We start from the raw sequence: 17,946 nt of genomic DNA, 5'->3' as shown, positions 1-17,946 counted from the left end.
TTCGGGACATGACGCTCACTTTGGAAGACCGAGCAGCGGGGTGTCTCGTCGGGGCCGCCGTCGGCGACGCGCTCGGCGGCCCGGTGGAGGGCTGGACCCCCGAGCAGATCAGCGAACGGCACGGCGGCCGGATCCACGGCATCGTCGGCCCCTGGTACGAGGACTGGCGCACGGCCCGCCCCATCGCGCCGTACCACAAGGGCGACGGGCACGTCACCGACGACACCCTGATGACCCACGCGCTGGTACGGGTCTACGGGACGGTGCGCGACCACCTGGACGCGTACGCGGTGGCCGACCACCTCGTCCCGGACCTCGTCTCGACGCCCCGCTGGATCCCGGAGCTGGAGGCGGAGGCGCTGCCGCTCCAGCGGATCTTCCTCGCAGAGAAGTGGCTGGTCGCGCGGCTGCACTACGGGCACGTGGACCCGCGGGAGGCCGGCAGCGGGAACATCGTCAACTGCGGTGCGGCGATGTACATGGCGCCGGTCGGCGTGGTCAACGCCGGGAACCCGGCCGGGGCGTACGCGGAGGCCCTGGACATCGCGGGCGCGCACCAGTCCTCGTACGGGCGGGAGGCGGCCGGGGTGTTCGCGGCCGCGGTCGCGGCGGCGTTCGTGCCGGGTGCGACGGTGGACTCGGTGGTCGGCGCGGCCCTCGGCCTCGCGAAGGACGGGACGCGGGCCGCGATCGAGGCGGTGGCCGAAGTCGCGGGCCGGTACCGGGACTTCGAGTCGGCGCTCGCTCCGCTGCGGGCGGCGGTGGCGCCGTACGACTCGGTGGGCCCCGACTACCGCTCCCCCTCCCTCGCGGCGCGGCGGCCCTCGCGGCTGCACGCGATCGAGGAACTGCCGGTGGCGCTGGGGATGCTGGTGGTGGCGGACGGCGCGTACGAGCCGGCGGTGCTGGGGGCGGTCAACTACGGCCGGGACTGCGACTCGATCGCGACGATGGCGGGCGCCCTGGCGGGGGCGCTGCACGGGGAGGCGGGGGTGCCGGAGGCGTGGGCGAAGCGGGTGGCCGAGGCCAGCCGGCTCGACCTGCACGGGCCGGCTGCGGTCATGGCGGCCGTGACGCGGGAGGTCTTCGCCCGCGACCGTGCGCGCCGCCGCGCCCACGAGTCCGCCTTCGCGACCCTGACGGCCCCCGCATGACGGGCCCCACCCCGCCGCCACCCGCCTCCCGGCACACCCCGCCCCACCGGGAACCCCCGGCACGGCCGGCCACCGTGGACGCCGGAGCCGCACCGGACGCGGGGCGCGTCGCCGCCGCACCGCTGGCCACCGTGGACGCCGGAGCCGCACCGGACGCGGGGCGCGTCGCCGCCGCACCATCCCGTCCGGTACGCCCGGAACCACCGGCACGCCCCACCGCCCCCGGCCCTGCCGCCGGAGCCGCCCCGGCCGCAGGGGGCACCAGGACGGCACCCCCGGACACCGCCCCGGCCCCAGGGGACACCCTGCCCACACCAACAGGCACAGCCCCGGCCCCAGGGGACACCCGGCCCGCACCACCGCACCGGCCGGCGCGTCCGACACCCGCGAACCCCCCGACCAGGACCACCACACCAGCGACCACAACGGCCGACCCACGTCCCGGAGCCGCCCCGGGCAAGGGGCGCACCAGGACGGCACCACCCGGCACCGCCCCTGCCCCACGGGACACCCAGCCCACACCACCGCACCGGCCGGCGCGTCCGACACCCGCGAACCCCCCGACCAGGACCACCACGCCAGCGACCACAACGGCCGACCCGCGTCCCGGACCCGGCCCGGGCACGGGGGGCGCCCCGGAGGGCCGCCCGACGCCACCGGATCCGCCGGCCCGGACCGCCACGCACCCGGCCACGGGCCTCGCCCCGGACGCAGGCGCGGCCGCGGCCACACCACCGCACGGCTCCTCCCGCCCGGCACCACCGGATCCGCCGGTGCGGTCCACGGCACCGGCCCCGGATGCCGGAGTCGGCCCGGCCGCACCGGTAGTCGGGGCGGCGCGCCCGGCTCCGCACGCACGGACCGACCCGCCGGCCACCGCCCGCCCCACCACTCCCCACGCAAAAACGCCGCCCGGACCGCCGTGCGCACCGAGCCACCCGGCAGCGCCGGAGCCGCCGGTGCGGCGTACCGCGGCCTCGGCCTCGGCCGCCGGGCACGGCCCCAGGGCCGGTGCCGGCCCGGCCGCGCCACCGCACACCACAGCCCCGCAGACACCCCCGGCCGACAACCCGGCCTCGGCGGCCGGAGCGGGTCCGGCCGCACGGGTGCGCGGGCCCGGCCGCGAGGACCTTCCGGCGGCTCCGGCACGGACGCCCCCGGCCCACGGCCCGGGGGCGGGCGGCCCCCCTCGCTCCGACGGCGCGGCTCGCGCTGCGGCGCAGGATGCGCCCGTACGTTCCACCGGCCCCGGGGCCGGTCCTGACTCCGGGGCGTTGCTGCGGCTCACGTGGGCGCAGCCCGAGGACCTGGTCGGGCACGAGCTGCGGCTGGCGGAGGAGGACGGGCGGGACGCGGCCGCGGTCCGGGCCGCGTGGCTCGCGGCGGGCGGGCACCTGGCAGCGGAGCGGGCCGGCGCCTCGCCCGTACCGGCCCCCGCACACCTGCGGGACCTCGCCGTCCGGCTGCTGGACGAGCTGGCCGCCCTCCCCTCCCCGCTGGCCGCGCACGAACCGGCGGTGTGGGACTGGCCCGCCCCCGACCACGGCCCCGCGGCCGCCGGCACTCCGGCCCTCCCCTCCGCCCCTCCCTGGGCCGCGGCCGCCCGGCACCCGGCCGCCCGGCACCGGCACCACGCCACACCGCCCGGGCCCTCCCCCTGCCAGGCCTCCGCGCCGCCTTCCGGCGTCCGGAACACCGCCCCCGAGTCCCCGTCTCCTGCGCCGCCCGGGCCCGCGTCCGGCACCCGGGCACCCGCACCACCGGCCGACGCCGGCAGCGCCGCTCCCGGCGCCCATGCCTCCGCACCCCACGGGCCGGCGTCCGGCACCCGGGCACCGGCACCGCCGGGGGCGCCCCTCAACGCCGGAACGCCGACGGGGCCCACCCCGTACCGGTACGACGACGACCACGACCACCGAGGCATGACCTGGACCGCTCCGGGCGGAGCCACGACTCGGCCGGCACCGGACGCCGTCACGCCGCTCACGAGCCCCCACGCCGAAGCCACCCACGGCCACCCGCCTGCGGACACCCACCCCGCGGGACCGACCCCACCCGGCAGCCCCCGGCCCGCCGACGGCTCCGCCGGAGCGACGCCCCGCCAGGACCGCCCCGCCGCCCTCTCGCCGCGGCAGCACCCCGCTCCGGGCACCGGAAGCCCGTACAACGGGCGCCGGGGCGAGCACGAGCGCCTCGGGGCGGCCGAGCGGGCGGCGGCCGGACCGTCCACCGCCGGACGTCACGAGCTGCGGGCATCAGGCCCGTACGACCGCCCCCGCGTCCCGCACGAGCGCCCCGGGGCGGCCAACCCGACGCCAACCGGACCATCCACCACCGGGCAGCACGGGCTCCGGGCACCAACCCCGTACGACCACCCCCGCGACCCGCACGAACCCCCCGGGGCGGCCGAGCCGGCGGCGGCCGGGGCAACCCCTGCCGGGGCAACTCCCCCCGGAACAACTCCCGCGGGGGCACCCCCCGCCGGGCGGACCCCGCTCCAAGACCGTCTGGAAGCAGCCTGGTTGGGGCGGGCCGTCGGGTGTCTGCTCGGGAAGCCCGTCGAGAAGCTGCCGCTCGACGGCATCCGCGCCCTCGCCCGCGCCGCCGGCAACTGGCCGCTGCGCGGCTGGTTCACCGCCGTCGGCGTGCCCCGGGAGCTGCTCGCCGCGCACCCGTGGAACCGCCGGTCCGCCGGCACGTCCCTCGCCGAGAACATCGACGGCATGCCCGAGGACGACGACCTCAACTACCCGCTCCTCAACCTGCTGCTCCTCCGGCGCCACGGCAAGGACTTCCGCACCGCCGACGTGGCCCGCGTCTGGCTGGACGAGCTGCCCGCCGGCCGGGCCTTCACCGCCGAGCGCGTCGCGTACCGCAACCTCCTCCTCGGCCTGGAACCGCCGCTCACCGCCACCCGCCACAACCCGTTCCGCGAGTGGATCGGCGCCCTCATCCGCGCCGACGTGCACGGCTGGACCAACCCCGGCGACCCGGCCCGCGCCGCCTCGCAGGCGTACCGGGACGCCTGCCTCACGCACACCGCGAACGGTGTCTACGCGGCGGTGTTCGCCGCCGCCGCGCTCGCCGACGCGGCCTCCGGCACCGCGACCGCGCACACCGCGCTGCGCACCGGGCTCGCCCACGTGCCGCCCCGCTCCCGGCTCGCCGGGGCCGTCCGCCTGGGGATCGACACCGCGGAACGGCACGACGCGTTCGACGACGTGGTGGACGTGCTGCACCGCCGGTTCGGGCACTACCACTGGGTGCACGCCATCCCGAACACCGCGCTGCTCGCCGCCGCCCTCACCCACTCCGACGGCGAGTTCTCCGGCGCCGTGTGCCGTGCGGTGTCCGGCGGCTGGGACACGGACTCGACCGGCGCCACCGCGGGTTCGCTGGCCGGACTGCTGGCCGGCGCCCCCGACCGCATCCCCGGCCACTGGACCGCACCCTTGAAGAACCGGCTCGCGACCAGCGTCACCGGTTTCGACGGCATCGGCTTCGACGCCCTCGCCGCCCTCACCGCCCAGGAGGCGAACCGCCCGTGAACCCCACCTCCCCGCCGCGCCCCCGCATCGCCGTGCTCGGCAGTACGAACATGGACCTGGTCGCCTACGTCGCCAAGGCCCCCCGCCTCGGGGAGACGGTGACCGGCCGCGAGTTCCGCACCGTCCCCGGCGGCAAGGGCGCCAACCAGGCCGTGGCCGCGGCGCGGGCCGGCGGCGCCGTGACGATGGTCGGGGCGGTCGGCGCCGACGGGTTCGGCGTGCGGCTGCGGGCCACCCTGGCCGAGGCCGGCATCGACACGGCGGGGCTGCGCACGGTGGAGGGTCCCAGCGGCACCGCGCACATCACGGTGGACGACGAGGGCGGCAACGCCATCGTCGTGGTCCCCGGCGCCAACGGCACGGTCACCGGCCTGGAACCGGGCGACGAGGCCCGGATCGCGGGCGCGGGCGCCCTGCTGCTCCAGCTGGAACTGCCGATGTCCGGGGTCGTGGCGGGCGCCCGCGCCGCCCGGGCGCACGGCGTCCGTACCGTGCTCACGCCCGCACCCGCCCAGCCGCTGTCACCGGAACTCCTCGCCGCCACCGACCTGTTGGTGCCGAACGAGCACGAGGCGGCGGCACTCACCGGGCTCACCGACCCCCGGCAGGCGGCGGAGGCGCTGCTGCACGACGTGCCGGAGGTGGTGGTCACCCTGGGGGCGGCCGGGTGCCTGTACGCGGCGCGGGGCGCGGAACCGTACGCGGTGCCGGCGCCGCGGGTGCGGGCCGTGGACACCACGGCGGCCGGCGACACCTTCGTCGGCGCGCTGGCGGTGGCGCTGGGCGAGGGGCGGCCGGTACGGGAGGCCCTCGGCTGGGCCTCGGCGGCGGCCGCCCTCTCGGTGCAGCGGCCCGGCGCCTCCGCCTCGATGCCCCACCGCCCCGAGATCACCGCTCTCGCCGAAGAGCACCCGCCGCACACCTGATCACCGCGCACCACCGCACCCACCGCTCACGCCCCGGAGCATCACCCATGACCGAGAGCACCGCTCACTCCTCCACCCCGGCCGACGAGGCCGACGACGCCGCCCCGGCCGGCTCCCCCGCCGACGCCGCCCTCACCGACGCCGCCCCGGCCAACTCCCCCTCAGCCGCTTCCTCCGCCACCGGTTCCCCCACCGCCTCCCCCTCCCCCGGCCCCCTCGCCGGCCTCCGCGTCCTCGACCTCGCGACCCTCTTCGCCGGCCCCCTCGCGGCCACCCTCCTCGGCGACTTCGGCGCCGAGGTCGTCAAGGTCGAGCACCCCACCCGCCCCGACCCCTCCCGCGGCCACGGCCCGGCCAAGGACGGCATCGGCCTCTGGTGGAAACTGCTGGGCCGCAACAAGCGCACCATGACCCTCGACCTCTCCACCCCCGGCGGCCGGGAGGTGCTGCTCCGCCTCGCCGCCGGCTCCGACGTCCTGATCGAGAACTTCCGCCCCGGCACCCTGGAGAAGTGGGGCCTGGGCTGGCCGGAACTGAGCGCCGCCAACCCCCGCCTGGTGCTGGCCCGGGTCACCGGCTTCGGCCAGTCCGGCCCGTACGCCCACCGCCCCGGCTTCGGCACCCTCGCCGAGGCGATGAGCGGCTTCGCCGCCATCACCGGCGAGCCCGACGGCCCGCCGACCCTGCCGCCCTTCGGGCTCGCCGACTCCATCGCCGCGCTGACCACCGCGTACGCCGTCATGACCGCGCTCGCCGCCCGGGCCGGCACCGGGCGCGGCCAGGTGGTCGACCTCGCGATCATCGAGCCGATCCTGACCGTCCTCGGCCCGCACCCGCTCTGGTACGACCAGCTCGGCTACGTCCAGCCCCGCACCGGCAACCGCTCCACCAACAACGCACCGCGCAACACCTACCGCACCGCCGACGGCCGCTGGCTCGCGGTCTCCACCTCGGCCCAGTCCATCGCCGAGCGCGTGATGCGCCTCGTGGGCCGCCCCGACCTGATCGCCATGCCCTGGTTCGCCACCGGCACCGGCCGGGCCCGGCACGCCGACGAGCTCGACGAGGCGGTGGGCGGCTGGATCTCCCGCCACAAGGCGGACGAGGTGGTCGCCGCCTTCGAGGAGGCCCAGGCGGCGGTGGCGCCCGTGTACGACGTACGGGACGTGATGGCCGACCCCCAGTACGCCGCCCTCGACACCGTCACCGAGGTCGAGGACCCGGAACTCGGCCCGATCCGGATGCAGAACGTGCTGTTCCGGCTCTCCGAGACCCCCGGCGGCATCCGCTGGGCCGGCCGCCCGCACGGCGCCGACACCGACGAGGTGCTGGCGGACCTCGGCCTGCCGGCGGCGGAGATCGCCCGGCTGCGGGCGGCGGGGGCGCTGTGACCCTGCCGCTGACCTGGCTCTACGTACCCGGCGACCGGCCCGAGGTGGTCGGGAAGGCGCTGGTCTCCGGGGCGGACGTGGTGATCGTGGACCTGGAGGACGCGGTGGCCCCCGACCGCAAGCAGTACGCCCGCGACGCGACCGCAGACCTGCTGGCCGGCCGCCCGCCCGTCCCCGTGCACGTCCGCGTGAACGTCCTCGGCTCACCCTGGCTCGACGCGGACCTGCGCGCGCTGGCGCAGGTCCGGGGCCTGTCCGCGCTCCGCCTCCCCAAGATCACCGACCCGGCCCAGGTCACCGCGGTGGCGGAGCGCACCGGGGGCACGGCGATGTACGCGCTGCTGGAGTCGGCGCTGGGGGTCGAGCAGGCGTACGCGATCGCCCGCGCGCACCCGGCCCTGCGCGGGCTCGCGCTGGGCGAGGCGGACCTGCGGGCCGACCTGAACGTCACCGCGGAGGAGGGCCTCGACTGGCCGCGCTCCCGCGTGGTCGTGGCCTCCCGCGCGGCCGGCCTGCCCCCGCCACCGCAGTCGGTGTACCCGGACGTGCGGGACCTCGACGGCCTGGCCGCGTCCTGCGCCCGGGGTCGCGCCCTGGGCTTCCTGGGACGTACGGCCATCCACCCGCGCCAGCTGCCGGTGATCGTCCGGGCCTACCTGCCGACCCCGGAGGAGGTCGACGCGGCCCGCGCCGTGATCGGCGCGGCGGACACGGCCCCGGGGGCGACCGCCCTCCCGGACGGCCGTTTCGTCGACCCGGCGGTGGTGGCGGGAGCCCGCCGCGTCCTGGCCCTGGCGGACCGTACCCCGGGCTGACGGACCTCGGGGCCAGCTGGGGGCCGGCCCCCCGGCCGGGCACCGAACGCCCGGGCACCGCACTGCACCGGGCAGCCGGGCAGCGTAGGCGCCTGCCGCCACAGGACCGGCCTCGGGACCCGGCAGCGGAGGCGCCCGCCGGCCCCGGGTCCAGGCCACCGGCCGGGACCCGGGACCCGGCCACAGGACCCGAGCACAGGCCCCCGGACCCGGTCACAGGACCGGCACCGGGCAGCCTGAGCGACGGGCCGGCCGCCCGCCGCCGCCCGTACCCCCCGCCCGCGCGCCCGCAATTCGGATGCCCGGCCCCCGGCCCCGGTGGCACGCTGGTCGGATGCCAGGACAGCGCAAGCGAAAACGCTCCCGCGAGCGGGAGCTCCGGCGGGCGGAGGCGGCCCGTACCCCCGGCCGGTGGGAGCGGGTGTTCCACGCCCCCAGCTACGCCGAGTGCCGGGAGTACGCGATCCGGCTGGCCGGGGAGCGCCCCGAGCTGGCCGACCCCGCCCTGCTCCGCTTCGACATGTTCTGCGGCCGCCTGCAACACCCCACGACCTACGCCCTGAGCGTCTTCGTCCCCGACCCGCCGGCCGCCCCGGACTGCACGGAGACCCCGCAGAGCCCGGAGGCCTGATCCGGCCCGGAACGCCGCAGGCCCGCCACGGGGGCGGGCCTGCGGGGTGAGCCGGAGGGCTCAGAGCTTCTTGGTGTCCGGGACGGTCGCCCCGGCCGGGGTCTTCCCGTCGTCCACCGCGTCGGAATCGGCATCGGCGTCGGCATCGGCATCGGCCGCCGAGTCCTCCGGGGTGATGTCCGCCGGGGTGGTGTCCGCCGGGCCGTCGGCGTCGGCGTCCGCCTTCGGGGACGAGTCCCCGTCCCCGTCGTCCGGAGCGGCCTCCGCGGCGACGCCGTCCCCGGCCTCGCCGGCAGCGTCCTTGCCGTCGCCGGCCCCGCCGGCACCGTCACCGTCCGCACCGGCCTCCGCGGCAGCCGCCGCCTTGCGGGCCCTGCCCGGGCGGACCTCCGGCTCCACGACCTCCTCGCGCCCCGGACGCAGCCGCGCCGAGACCACGAAGTAGACGACGGCCAGCAGGCCCACGACGATCGCGGTCCACACGTTCAGGCGCAGGCCCAGCACGTGGTGCGCCTCGTCGACGCGCATGTACTCGATCCAGCCGCGGCCCGCGCAGTAGGCGGCGACGTACAGGGCGAAGGCCCGGCCGTGGCCCAGCCTGAAGCGCCGGTCGGCCCAGATCACCAGGAGCGCGACGCCGACGCACCACAGCGACTCGTACAGGAAGGTCGGGTGGTAGGTGCCCGCGACGCGGTTGGGGCCCTCGCTGATCTCCAGCGCCCAGGGCAGATCGGTGGCCCGGCCGTACAGCTCCTGGTTGAACCAGTTGCCCCAGCGGCCGATGGCCTGCGCCAGCGCGATGCCGGGCGCCAGGGCGTCCGCCCAGGCCGGCAGCGGGATGCCGCGGCGGCGGCAGCCGATCCAGGCACCGACCGCGCCGAGCGCGATGGCGCCCCAGATGCCGAGACCGCCCTCCCAGATCTTGAAGGCGTCGACCCAGTTCTCACCCTCGCCGAAGTACAGCTGGTAGTCGGTGATCACGTGGTACAGACGTCCGCCGACCAGGCCGAACGGCACGGCCCAGACGGCGATGTCCGCGACCGTGCCCGGCTTGCCGCCGCGCGCGATCCAGCGCCTGTTGCCGAGCCAGACGGCGACGAAGACGCCGAGGATGATGCAGAACGCGTAGCCGCGCAGCGGAACCGGTCCGAGATGGATCACGCCGGTCGACGGGCTGGGGATGAAGGCAAGAGTCATGGCAGGTCCGACGCTACCTTGCCGGGCGGTACCCAAGGCAACCGCCCGGCAGGGTCAGACGCAAAACCGTCACACACTCGCCGCCCAAACCGGGCGGGATCAGCCCTGGGCCGCCGCCTCGACCGCTTGCTTGAGCTTCTGCGGGGTCAGCGGGTTGGACTGGTCGGCGAAGATGTCCTTGCCGTTCAGCTGGACCGTGGGGGTGCCGCGGAAGTTCCCGGCCTTGAAGGCCGCGTAGGACTTGTCGACCCAGCTGTTGTGGGAGCCGTCCGCCACGCACTGCCGGAACTCCGGCGTGTCCAGTCCCGGCACCTTCGCCGCCAGCTCCAGCAGCTTCTCGTCCTTGCCGTACGCGTCGTCCGGCTCCGGCGGCTGGTTCACGAAGAGCACGTCGTGGTACGGGGAGAACTTGCCCGCGTCCTGCGCGCAGGCCGCCGCGTTGGCCGCCTTGAGCGAACCGCTGCCCCCCATGTTGGAGTCGATCAGCGTCACCAGGTGGTACTCGACCTTGAGCTGGCCCTTGGCCTCCAGCTCGTGGATGGTCGCGCGGTAGTTGTCCTCGAAGGACTTGCACGCGGGGCAGCGGAAGTCCTCCCACACGACGAGGGTGGACTTGGCGCCGTCCTTGCCGGTCTGGATGGCCAGTGCGTCCTTGCCGACGGCGCCCGAGGGGGCGACCACCGGGCCCGCGGTGTCCTTGCCGCCGTCCTTGCCGGCGTTGGCGGCGATCACGCCGACCACCGCCGCCAGGCCGAGCACGCCGAGGACGGCGCCGGCCACCAGGAGGGTGCGCCTGCGCTTGTCCTTCGCCTTCTGCCGCTCGCGCTCCTGCGCCAGTCGCTCCCTGGCAGATCGTTTCGCTTCCGAGTTCTCGCTCACGCCCAGCGAAACGAACCGGGGAGGCACTCGCGTGCCTCCCCGGTCCGGATTCCACCCGTACGGACTACAGCACCCCGCGGGCGCCGGGTCCCTGCCGCGGACTAGCCCCGGCGTACGCCCTCGGCCAGCTCGCCGGCCAGCGCGCGCACCGACGCCAGGCCCGCGGCCAGGTCGGGGGCGTCGAGCAGCCGCTGCACGAAGGCGGAGCCGACGATCACGCCGTCCGCGAAGGCCGCGACCTCCTTGGCCTGCGCGGCGTTGGAGACGCCCAGGCCCACGCAGACCGGGGTGTCCGTGGTCGCGCGGGTGCGGCGCACCAGGTCCTGGGCCTCGGCGCCGACGGACTCGCGGGTGCCGGTGACGCCCATCAGCGAGGCGGCGTACACGAAGCCGGTGCCGGCGGCCGTGATGGTGGCGAGGCGCTCGTCCTTGCTGCTCGGCGCGACGACGAAGACGGTCGCGAGACCGTGCTTCTCCGCGTGCTCGCGCCACAGGGCGGACTCCTGGACCGGCAGGTCGGGCAGGATGCAGCCGGCGCCGCCCGCGGCGGCCAGCTCGGCGGTGAAGCGCTCCACGCCGTAGCGGTCGATGGGGTTCCAGTACGTCATGACCAGGACGGGCGCCCCGGTGGCGTCGTGGGCCTCCTTGACCGTCCGGAACACGTCGGCGATCTTCACGCCGCCGCGCAGCGCGATGTCGTCGGCGGTCTGGATGACCGGGCCGTCGAGGACCGGGTCGGAGTGGGGCAGGCCGACCTCGACGACGTCCGCGCCGCCCGCGATCGCGGCCTTGACGGCCTCGATGCCGCCGTCCACGGTCGGGAAGCCGGCCGGGAGGTAGGCGATGAGGGCGGCCCGGTTCTCGGACTTGGCCTTGGCGAGCGTGTCGCTCAGCAGCTCGATACGCCCGGCCTTCTCGGTGGCGCTCACTTGGTCTCCCCCTCGGCGTTCGCGTCGTCGTACAGGCCGAAGTAGCGGGCGGCCGTGTCCATGTCCTTGTCACCGCGGCCGGACAGGTTGACCACGATCAGGCCGTCCTTGCCCAGCTCCTTGCCCAGCTCCAGGGCTCCGGCGAGGGCGTGCGCGCTCTCGATGGCCGGGATGATGCCCTCGGTGCGCGACAGCAGGCGCAGGGCCTGCATGGCGGCGTCGTCGGTGACGGCGCGGTACTCGCCGCGGCCGATGTCCTTGAGGTAGGCGTGCTCGGGGCCGATGCCGGGGTAGTCCAGGCCGGCGGAGATCGAGTAGGGCTCGGTGATCTGGCCCTCCTCGTCCTGGAGCACGTACGAGCGGGAGCCGTGCAGGATGCCGGGCTCGCCGGCGGTGAGGGTGGCCGCGTGCTCGCCGGTCTCGACGCCGTGGCCGGCGGGCTCGAAGCCGACCAGCCGGACGTCCGCGTCCGGGACGAAGGCGTGGAACAGGCCGATGGCGTTGGAGCCGCCGCCGACGCAGGCCGCGACGGCGTCGGGCAGGCGTCCGGCGCGCTCCAGGATCTGGCGGCGGGCCTCGACGCCGATGACCCGGTGGAAGTCGCGGACCATGGCGGGGAAGGGGTGCGGGCCGGCGACCGTGCCGAAGAGGTAGTGGGTGCGGTCGACGTTGGCGACCCAGTCGCGGAACGCCTCGTTGATCGCGTCCTTGAGGGTGCGCGAGCCGGACTTCACGGCGATGACCTCGGCACCGAGCATGCGCATGCGGGCGACGTTCAGCGCCTGGCGCTGGGTGTCGATCTCGCCCATGTAGATGACGCACTCGAGGCCGAAGAGGGCGCAGGCGGTGGCGGTGGCGACGCCGTGCTGGCCGGCGCCGGTCTCCGCGATGACGCGGGTCTTGCCCATGCGCTTGGTGAGGAGGGCCTGGCCCAGCACGTTGTTGATCTTGTGCGAGCCGGTGTGGTTGAGGTCCTCGCGCTTGAGGAAGATGCGGGCGCCGCCCGCGTGCTCGGCGAACCGGGGCACCTCGGTGAGGGCGCTCGGGCGGCCGGTGTAGTTGACCATCAGGTCGTTGAGTTCGGCGGCGAAGGCGGGGTCGTTCTTGGCCTTCTCGTACTCGACCGCGACCTCGTCGACGGCGGCGACCAGCGCCTCGGGGATGAACTTGCCGCCGAAGTCTCCGAAGTAGCCCTCGGAGTTGGGGACTTGACCCTGGTGGTCGGGGATGAAGAACTCGCTGGACATGCCAGTACCTCTCGGGAGCAACGGGTGTCTGTCACCGTATGCGCCGTACGCCGCGGGGCGGCGGTGCCGCGAGGAAGCGGGCGGTGGCCCGGGGGCCGTCCGGGTGGCGGGCACTCCGCCGGCTCCGGGCCGGGGGGCACGTACACCGGTTCCGGGCCGGGGGCACGTAGGCCGGTTCCGGGCCGGGGGCCGGTACGCCGGTTCCGGGACGCCGGTACGGACCGCGGGAACGGACCGCCGGGTTCCGGGACGCCGGCACCAGCCCTCGGGGCACGGACCGGGCGGCGGACGCCTCCCGGCGCACCGGAACGCCGCCGGACGGGGACGCCCACGGTGGTGGGCGGTCCCGGCGGCGGAGTGCGGCGTCAGCCGGCCCGGCAGGGGCCGTGGGACGCTGCCCGGTGCCTTCCTCTGTGGCTACAGCGCGGCTCCGGCACGCCATCGCATGCCGTTGACCTGCCCGGGCTCCGAACCGAGGATGTAGCGGACCCGGCGGCCGAGCACTCGGCGGGCCGGTGCCCGGCAGCCGCGCGGCTTGCAGCCGCGGGCCAGCGGCGCGTGCGGGTCACGCGCCACGCCCTCCGCGCGCAGCCCCGCCAGCCCCGAGCCGAGACGGCTGGGGCGCGGGCGCGGGGCGCGGCGGGCGGTGGTCATGGCGGGGCCGTCAGCTCCGGCCGTGCCGCAGGGCGGGGTGCGCGCCCGCCGCGACGAGGTCGGCGACCGCGGCACGGGGGTCGCGTCCGGTGACGAGGGACTCGCCCACGAGCACGGCGTCGGCGCCCTCGTTGGCGTACGCGATGAGGTCGTGGGGGCCGCGGATGCCCGACTCGGCCACCTTCACGATGCCGGCGGGGATCTCGGGCACGACGCGCTCGAAGGTGGAGCGGTCGACCTCCAGGGTCTTCAGGTTGCGCGCGTTGACGCCGATGATCTTGGCGCCGGCGGCCACCGCGCGCTCGACCTCCTCCTCGTCGTGGACCTCGACGAGCGGGGTGAGCCCGATGGACTCGGCACGCTCGATGAGGGAGACGAGGGCCTCCTGCTCCAGCGCCGCGACGATCAGCAGGGCCAGGTCGGCGCCGTAGGCGCGGGCCTCCCACAGCTGGTACGCCGTGACGATGAAGTCCTTGCGGAGGATCGGGATGTCCACGCGAGCGCGGACGGCCTCCAGGTCGGCCAGGGAGCCGCCGAAGCGCCGCTGCTCGGTGAGCACGGAGATGACGGCCGCGCCGCCCGCCTCGTAGTCGGCCGCCAGGCCCGCCGGGTCGGCGATCGCGGCCAGCGCGCCCTTGGACGGGCTGGACCGCTTGACCTCGCAGATCACCTTGACGCCTTCGCCCCGCAGGGCCGCGACGCCGTCCTTGGCCTGGGGCGCCTTGGCGGCACGCTCCTTGAGCTCGTCGAGGCTCACGCGGGCCTGCCGTTCGGCAAGGTCTTCGCGGACCCCTTCGATGATCTCGTCGAGCACACTCACGCGAGCGGCCCCCTTCCGGGTCGGTGACGATCGATGGTCGGTCTGTTCAAGGTCAGCAATGCCATGCTAGCCCGCCGGGGCCCACACCTCCGCACGCCGTCCGGCCAGTCCCACCACCTGGACATGCGGAAGCAAGGGTTCATGGGGCGAGCGCGGATCCGACGGGCAGGTTCCGGACAACCGAGAAGGCCAGGGCCGCGGCCCCCAGCAGCCACCACCAGGCCGGTTTCAGGGCGATCCGCGGGGCCGGCCGGCCCTGACCGGCGCGAACCAGCCACGCGGCCGTGAAGGCCGCGAAGGCCAGGTAGCCGAGGACGGCCATGGCGTTCGCCCCGAATGCGGTCACCAGATCGCCGTGAGCGAACGCGTGGGCGCTGCGCAGTCCGCCGCACCCGGGGCACAGCACGCCGGTGAGCCGCAGCAGGGGGCAGAGTGGGTAGTGGCCGGGTTCGTTCGGGTCGACGGAGCCGACGTACGCGAAGGCGCCGACGACCCCCGCGAGGGTGACGAGGGGTGCCGCCAGCCGGCGGGTGCGGGAGTCCCCTACGGCGGTCCGGGCGTCCCCCCGCAGGTCCTGCCGGTCGGCGGGCGGGGCCGGGGCCGCGGCGTCGGCGGCGGGCAGGGGCGGGGTGCGAGAGGCGTCCACCCGGTGATTCTCGCCCCTCACGCCGGAAGGCGCAGCCCGAGGGGGGCCGCGCCTTCAGGAAGTGCCGGAGTGTGCCGGGGAGGGCCGCCCGGACGGGCGGGTCCCCGGGCCCGCTCAGACCTCGGAGCGGGCCTGCGCGAGGGACGCGGCGGGCTTCTTCATGCCCATGCCCGCGGCCTTCATCGCCATGCCGACGACACCGCCGAGCACGACGACGGCCATGCCGGCCCAGAACCCGACCGGGTTGGCCAGCACCATGAAGGCTCCCGCGATGCAGAAACCGATGAAGGCGATGGTGACACCGGTCCAGGCGGCCGGGGTGTGTCCGTGGCTGCTGCCCGCCATGAGTTGCTCCTCGTTGCTCTGTCGAACGTGCTGAGTCGAACGCTCGGATGTCATTGTCCCGTACGGCCCGGGCGTCCTTGCGCCGGGGTGGCCGGGGGGATCGCGGGGTTGACCGGCGGGTCAGTTGCCGCCGGTGGGGTCCTCGCCACGGTCCAGGGCCTTCCACAGGTCCTCCGGCCGGTCCGGGTCCACCGCGGCCGGCGCCTTGCGCGGCCGGGGCGAGCCGTCGCGCTCGTACCGGCCGGACATGGCGGGCCAGCTCTTCCCGTACCGCAGGGCCAGCAGCCCGGCGACGAGGATGAGGGCGGCGCCCGCGGCGGTGACGTAGGGCCAGGCGGTGTGGGTCAGCCCGGCGACGGTGGCCGCGGTGTCGGCGGTGGTACGGGCGGCCTGGTCGTCCAGCGCCGCGCGGTCGGAGGCGCCGAGCACGGCCGCGACGGCGGCACCGGCGCCGGACAGCGCGAGGAGGCCCGCCACCAGGGCCCGGCCGGCGCCCCGTACCGCGAACACGGCGACGAGGGCGGCGAGGCCGACGATGGCGAGGGCCGCGGGGACGCCGGTGACCGCGCGGCCGTCCGCCGTCAGAGGAAGCGTTCCTCCTCCGATGGCGGCGGTGCCACGCGCCCAGGTCCTGCCGGAGGCGAGGAGGACGACGGTCGCGCCGAGCGCGCCGAGCAGCAGGGCCGCGGCGACGCTGCGACGGCCGGCCGGGGCGGCACTGCGGGGGGCGGTTCGGGGGTGGGGTACGGCACTCACGTACTCCACTATCCCCTACCGCCCCCGGAGCATCCCTACCGGCTCTCGCGACGTGCGGCACACTTTGCCACCGGCGCGGCTCCGGTACGGGCCGCGGGCGCGGCCTATTCCAGGTAGAGGCGGTTGGCGGCGCCGACCGCGCGCAGCACGGCGGCGGCCTTGTTGCGGCACTCGGTGTCCTCGGCGACCGGGTTCGAGTCGGCCACCACGCCGGCGCCCGCCTGGACGTACGCGGTGCCGTCGCGCAGCAGGGCGGTGCGGATGGCGATGGCGGTGTCGGAGTCGCCGGCGAAGTCGAGGTAGCCGACGCAGCCGCCGTACAGCCCGCGGCGGCTGGGCTCCAGCTCCTCGATGATCTGCATGGCCCGGGGCTTGGGCGCCCCGGAGAGGGTGCCGGCCGGGAAGCAGGCGGTGAGCACGTCGAAGGCGGTCCTGTCGGCGGCGACCCGGCCGGTGACGGTCGAGACGATGTGCATCACGTGCGAGTAGCGCTCGATCGACATGAAGTCGACCACCTCGACGGAGCCCGGCTCGCAGACCCGGCCCAGGTCGTTGCGGCCGAGGTCGACGAGCATCAGGTGCTCGGCGCGCTCCTTGGGGTCGGCGAGCAGCTCCTCGGCGAGGGCCTGGTCCTCCTGCGGGGTGGCGCCGCGGTGCCGGGTGCCGGCGATGGGGTGCACCATCGCCTGGCCGTCCTCGACCTTGACCAGCGCCTCGGGGCTGGAGCCGACGACGTCGAAGCCGTCGAACCGGAAGAGGTACATGTACGGGGACGGGTTCGTGGCCCGCAGCACGCGGTAGACGTCGAGCGCGGAGGCGTGGCAGGGGGTCTCGAACCGCTGGGAGGGCACCACCTGGAAGGCCTCGCCGGCCCGGATGCGCTCCTTGATGTCCTCGACGGCGTCCTGGTAGGCCTCGCCGCCCCAGAGGGCGTCGAAGGGCGGCAGCTGGGACTCCGGGAGGGCGGCCGGGGTGTACGGGGCGGGGCGGGCGAGGTCCGCCTCCATGGCGTCGAGGCGGGCTACGGCGTCGGCGTAGGCCTCGTCGACGCCGGTGTCGAGGTCGTTGTGGTTGATCGCGTTGGCGATCAGCAGGACGGTGCCGTCCCAGTGGTCGAGGACCGCGAGGTCGGAGGTGAGCAGCATGGTGAGCTCGGGCAGCCGGAGGTCGTCCTGTCCGTGGTCGCCGATGCGCTCCAGGCGCCGGACGATGTCGTAGCCGAGGTACCCGACCATGCCGCCGGTGAAGGGCGGCAGCCCCTGCGCGAGGTCGCGGGGGGTGTGCAGGGTCTCGATGGTCTTGCGCAGGGCTTCCAGCGGGTCGCCCGAGGTGGGGACGCCGACGGGGGCGGTGCCGGTCCAGTGGGCCTGGCCGTCGCGGGCGGTGAGGGTCGCGGAGCTGCGGACGCCGATGAAGGAGTACCGGGACCAGGAGCGGCCGTTCTCGGCGGACTCCAGGAGGAAGGTGCCGGTGCGTTCGGCGGCGAGCTTGCGGTAGAGCGCGACGGGGGTGTCGCCGTCGACGAGCAGCTTGCGGGTGACGGGCAGGACACGGCGGTCGCCCGCCAGCTTGCGGAACGTCTCAAGATCCATGGCGGCAGACCCTATCTACTCGGCGGGGGTGCCGGACTCGGCCAGCGGCAGCACGTCGGCGTCGAAACACGTGCGGGCCCCGGTGTGGCAGGCGGCGCCGACCTGGTCGACCTTCACCAGGACGGTGTCGGCGTCGCAGTCCAGGGCGACGGACTTCACGTGCTGGAAGTGGCCGGAGGTGTCGCCCTTGACCCAGTACTCGCTGCGGCTGCGGGACCAGTACGTGCACCGGCCGGTGGTGAGGGTGCGGTGCAGGGCCTCGTCGTCCATCCAGCCGAGCATGAGCACCTCTCCGGTGTCGTACTGCTGGGCGATGGCGGGGACCAGGCCGTCGGGGGACCGCTTCAGGCGGGCGGCGATGGCCGGGTCGAGGCTGCTGGACCGGGGGGTTGCGCTCATGGGGCCATTGTGCCGCC

17 protein-coding genes are annotated in these 17,946 nt (G+C 75.9%); 6 read left to right on the top strand and 11 right to left on the bottom strand.

All coding sequences use genetic code 11. The features are described from left to right. Positions 1-8 precede the first annotated feature (8 nt). The 6 genes from ACIQUQ_RS07860 (at position 9) to ACIQUQ_RS07835 (ending at position 8,465) form a co-directional block, all read left to right on the top strand. On the top strand, positions 9-1,154 hold the full coding sequence (locus ACIQUQ_RS07860) for an ADP-ribosylglycohydrolase family protein (protein WP_403972471.1): 1,146 nt from the start codon (positions 9-11) through the stop codon (positions 1,152-1,154). A gap of 2,246 nt (positions 1,155-3,400) precedes the next feature. Then, complete coding sequence (locus ACIQUQ_RS07855) at positions 3,401-4,702, top strand: ADP-ribosylglycohydrolase family protein (protein ID WP_403972896.1); 1,302 nt, start codon at positions 3,401-3,403, stop codon at positions 4,700-4,702. Next, positions 4,699-5,628, top strand: a complete 930-nt coding sequence (gene rbsK / locus ACIQUQ_RS07850) for a ribokinase (RefSeq protein ID WP_403972469.1) — start codon at positions 4,699-4,701, stop codon at positions 5,626-5,628. The genes ACIQUQ_RS07855 and rbsK overlap by 4 nt, the downstream gene beginning before the upstream one ends. Before the next feature lie 47 nt (positions 5,629-5,675). Next, positions 5,676-7,019: a CaiB/BaiF CoA transferase family protein gene (locus ACIQUQ_RS07845; protein WP_403972466.1), complete on the top strand. Its 1,344-nt coding sequence runs from the start codon at positions 5,676-5,678 to the stop codon at positions 7,017-7,019. Continuing rightward, positions 7,016-7,834, top strand: coding sequence for an HpcH/HpaI aldolase/citrate lyase family protein (locus ACIQUQ_RS07840; protein ID WP_403972464.1), 819 nt, complete (start codon positions 7,016-7,018; stop codon positions 7,832-7,834). The genes ACIQUQ_RS07845 and ACIQUQ_RS07840 overlap by 4 nt, the downstream gene beginning before the upstream one ends. A gap of 334 nt (positions 7,835-8,168) precedes the next feature. Next, positions 8,169-8,465 carry a hypothetical protein gene (locus ACIQUQ_RS07835; RefSeq protein ID WP_403972461.1) on the top strand — a complete coding sequence of 99 codons (297 nt, stop codon included), beginning with the start codon at positions 8,169-8,171 and terminating at the stop codon, positions 8,463-8,465. Positions 8,466-8,525: 60 nt separating this feature from the next. Here the strand turns inward: ACIQUQ_RS07835 and lgt are convergent, their stop codons facing one another. The 11 genes from lgt to hisI all read right to left on the bottom strand — a co-directional run bounded on the left by lgt (position 8,526) and on the right by hisI (position 17,929). Continuing rightward, the gene (gene lgt / locus ACIQUQ_RS07830; RefSeq protein ID WP_403972459.1) at positions 8,526-9,662 is read right to left on the bottom strand and encodes a prolipoprotein diacylglyceryl transferase; all 1,137 of its coding nucleotides are present in this window, start codon (positions 9,660-9,662) and stop codon (positions 8,526-8,528) included. A 99-nt stretch (positions 9,663-9,761) separates the two neighbouring features. Then, positions 9,762-10,541 carry a DsbA family protein gene (locus ACIQUQ_RS07825; protein ID WP_403972456.1) on the bottom strand — a complete coding sequence of 260 codons (780 nt, stop codon included), beginning with the start codon at positions 10,539-10,541 and terminating at the stop codon, positions 9,762-9,764. 101 nt (positions 10,542-10,642) lie between these two features. Then, the gene (trpA, locus tag ACIQUQ_RS07820) at positions 10,643-11,470 is read right to left on the bottom strand and encodes a tryptophan synthase subunit alpha (protein WP_403972454.1); all 828 of its coding nucleotides are present in this window, start codon (positions 11,468-11,470) and stop codon (positions 10,643-10,645) included. Continuing rightward, positions 11,467-12,717 carry a tryptophan synthase subunit beta gene (gene trpB, locus ACIQUQ_RS07815; protein ID WP_403972452.1) on the bottom strand — a complete coding sequence of 417 codons (1,251 nt, stop codon included), beginning with the start codon at positions 12,715-12,717 and terminating at the stop codon, positions 11,467-11,469. The genes trpA and trpB overlap by 4 nt, the downstream gene beginning before the upstream one ends. A 417-nt stretch (positions 12,718-13,134) precedes the next feature. Then, positions 13,135-13,371, bottom strand: coding sequence for a tryptophan biosynthesis modulator TrpM (gene trpM, locus ACIQUQ_RS07810; protein ID WP_399939925.1), 237 nt, complete (start codon positions 13,369-13,371; stop codon positions 13,135-13,137). 10 nt (positions 13,372-13,381) lie between these two features. Beyond that, the gene (trpC, locus tag ACIQUQ_RS07805; protein ID WP_399939923.1) at positions 13,382-14,191 is read right to left on the bottom strand and encodes an indole-3-glycerol phosphate synthase TrpC; all 810 of its coding nucleotides are present in this window, start codon (positions 14,189-14,191) and stop codon (positions 13,382-13,384) included. Positions 14,192-14,330: 139 nt separating this feature from the next. Beyond that, entirely contained in the window at positions 14,331-14,837 is a 507-nt protein-coding gene (locus tag ACIQUQ_RS07800) for a DUF2752 domain-containing protein (protein ID WP_403972449.1), read from the bottom strand. Between the two features lie 114 nt (positions 14,838-14,951). Continuing rightward, entirely contained in the window at positions 14,952-15,182 is a 231-nt protein-coding gene (locus ACIQUQ_RS07795; RefSeq protein ID WP_399939917.1) for an HGxxPAAW family protein, read from the bottom strand. Between the two features lie 120 nt (positions 15,183-15,302). Then, positions 15,303-15,947 (bottom strand): TIGR02234 family membrane protein, encoded by a 645-nt coding sequence (locus ACIQUQ_RS07790; protein ID WP_403972447.1) that lies wholly within the window; start codon positions 15,945-15,947, stop codon positions 15,303-15,305. Between the two features lie 95 nt (positions 15,948-16,042). After that, positions 16,043-17,530: an anthranilate synthase component I gene (locus ACIQUQ_RS07785; RefSeq protein WP_403972445.1), complete on the bottom strand. Its 1,488-nt coding sequence runs from the start codon at positions 17,528-17,530 to the stop codon at positions 16,043-16,045. A gap of 15 nt (positions 17,531-17,545) precedes the next feature. Beyond that, complete coding sequence (hisI, locus tag ACIQUQ_RS07780; RefSeq protein ID WP_399939908.1) at positions 17,546-17,929, bottom strand: phosphoribosyl-AMP cyclohydrolase; 384 nt, start codon at positions 17,927-17,929, stop codon at positions 17,546-17,548. Positions 17,930-17,946 lie beyond the last annotated feature (17 nt).

This window comes from Streptomyces sp. NPDC101118, assembly GCF_044759445.1.
Lineage (GTDB): Bacteria > Actinomycetota > Actinomycetes > Streptomycetales > Streptomycetaceae > Streptomyces.
This window is presented reverse-complemented; position numbering and strand designations above follow the sequence as displayed.

Coding starts and splice junctions, on each gene's coding strand:
- ACIQUQ_RS07860 (WP_403972471.1), top strand. CDS start 9: ATGACGCTCACTTTGGAAGACCGAGCAGCGGGGTGTCTCGTCGGGGCC.
- ACIQUQ_RS07845 (WP_403972466.1), top strand. CDS start 5,676: ATGACCGAGAGCACCGCTCACTCCTCCACCCCGGCCGACGAGGCCGAC.
- ACIQUQ_RS07835 (WP_403972461.1), top strand. CDS start 8,169: ATGCCAGGACAGCGCAAGCGAAAACGCTCCCGCGAGCGGGAGCTCCGG.
- lgt (WP_403972459.1), bottom strand. CDS start 9,662: ATGACTCTTGCCTTCATCCCCAGCCCGTCGACCGGCGTGATCCATCTC.
- trpB (WP_403972452.1), bottom strand. CDS start 12,717: ATGTCCAGCGAGTTCTTCATCCCCGACCACCAGGGTCAAGTCCCCAAC.
- trpM (WP_399939925.1), bottom strand. CDS start 13,371: ATGACCACCGCCCGCCGCGCCCCGCGCCCGCGCCCCAGCCGTCTCGGC.
- ACIQUQ_RS07795 (WP_399939917.1), bottom strand. CDS start 15,182: ATGGCGGGCAGCAGCCACGGACACACCCCGGCCGCCTGGACCGGTGTC.
- ACIQUQ_RS07785 (WP_403972445.1), bottom strand. CDS start 17,530: ATGGATCTTGAGACGTTCCGCAAGCTGGCGGGCGACCGCCGTGTCCTG.
- hisI (WP_399939908.1), bottom strand. CDS start 17,929: ATGAGCGCAACCCCCCGGTCCAGCAGCCTCGACCCGGCCATCGCCGCC.